The sequence below is a fragment of the Streptomyces sp. NPDC098789 genome (assembly GCF_044759975.1).
Lineage (GTDB): Bacteria > Actinomycetota > Actinomycetes > Streptomycetales > Streptomycetaceae > Streptomyces.
This window is the reverse complement of record NZ_JBIWAJ010000068.1, coordinates 1-1,323: the sequence shown is the minus strand read 5'-3', so window position 1 is coordinate 1,323 and position 1,323 is coordinate 1. Positions and strand designations below refer to the sequence as shown.

The following is a 1,323-nucleotide window of genomic DNA, read 5'->3' as shown; positions in this document are numbered from 1 at the left end:
TGAGGTTCCCCCGAGATGCGGGAAGTGGTGGCAGGGGGTCAGATGGGTCTCGTGAGAGGAACCCGGACGATGTCCGCACCGAGGAAGTATCCGTTGGAGTTGCGTGAGCGTGCGGTGCGGATGTATCGCGCCACCAGCCCGAGGCCCCAGATCAAGAAGCTCGCGGTCGATCTCGGTGTGCATCCGGAGGCTCTGCGTGGGTGGATCCGCCAGGCTGAGGCGGATGCCGGCGAGCGCGATGACCGGCTGACCACCGATGAACGGGCCGAGCTCGTGGCCCTGCGTAAGGAGAATGTCCAGCTCAAGCGCGCGAACGACGTCCTGCGGACGGCCTCGGCGTATTTCGCGGCGCAACTCGACCCGACCCGGCCCAGGTGATGGCGCTCGTTGACGAGCACCCGCGCCTGGGAGTCGAGTGCGTGCTTCGGGAACTGCACGTCCCCTCCACCACCTACTACCGCTGGCGCCGTGCGGAGACGGAGCCGTGCGAACACCAGCGCCGTGACGTCGAGCTGGCCGAGCGGATCAAGGAGATCCACACCGATTCCGGTGGGATCTACGGCTCGCCGCGGGTGCACGCCGTCCTCAAGCGCGAGGACATCCACGTGGGCCGCAAGAGGGTTGAGCGCCTGATGCGCGAGGCCGACATCGCGGGGATCAGCCCACGCCGGAAGGGCTTCACGCGCCGGGATCCGAAGGCCACACTCGCCCCGGACCTGGTCAACCGGGACTTCACCGCACCGGCACCGAACCGGTTGTGGGTCACCGACCTCACCATGATCGCCACCGTTGAGGGGCCGCTGTGGCTCTCCGCGATCCGCGACGCCTTCTCGCGCCGGGTGGTGGCCTGGGAGACTTCCGCCCGCGCGGACGCCGACCTGGTGCTATCCACTCTGGAGTACGCCCTGGCCTCCCGCGAGGTCGAACCCGGCAAGCTCATCCACCACGCCGACCACGGCTGTCAGTACACGTCCATCAAGCTGACAACCCGGTTGGTGCGGGCCGGAGTCGAGGCATCCATGGGGTCGGTGGGAGATTCGTACGATAACGCTCTCGCCGAGAACCTGTGGATGCTGATCAAGACAGAATGCGTCCGCGGCCGCGTCTTCGCCACACGTGCCGAGGCGAACCTCGCGCTCTTCGAGTACATCGACGGCTTTTACAACTCCCGGCGCATCCAGAAACGGCTCGGCTACCTCAGCCCGATCGAGTTCGAGGAGAAGCACTACGCCGAACAGGCAGCGACCGAACGAGCGAACCTGAAACCCCATCAACCCGCTCTGACCAGCTGACCAGCACCTCCCACACACCGGGGGAACCTCA

2 protein-coding genes are annotated in these 1,323 nt (G+C 66.5%); both read left to right on the top strand.

Features of this window, described 5'->3' with window-relative positions; translation table 11 throughout:
* The first annotated feature begins 15 nt into the window (after positions 1–15).
* Positions 16–378 carry a transposase gene (locus tag ACIQWR_RS41510; RefSeq protein ID WP_404021381.1) on the top strand — a complete coding sequence of 121 codons (363 nt, stop codon included), beginning with the start codon at positions 16–18 and terminating at the stop codon, positions 376–378.
* Entirely contained in the window at positions 378–1,292 is a 915-nt protein-coding gene (locus ACIQWR_RS41505; protein ID WP_404021378.1) for an IS3 family transposase, read from the top strand. Before ACIQWR_RS41510 ends, ACIQWR_RS41505 begins: the two co-directional genes overlap by 1 nt.
* Positions 1,293–1,323: the final 31 nt, after the last annotated feature.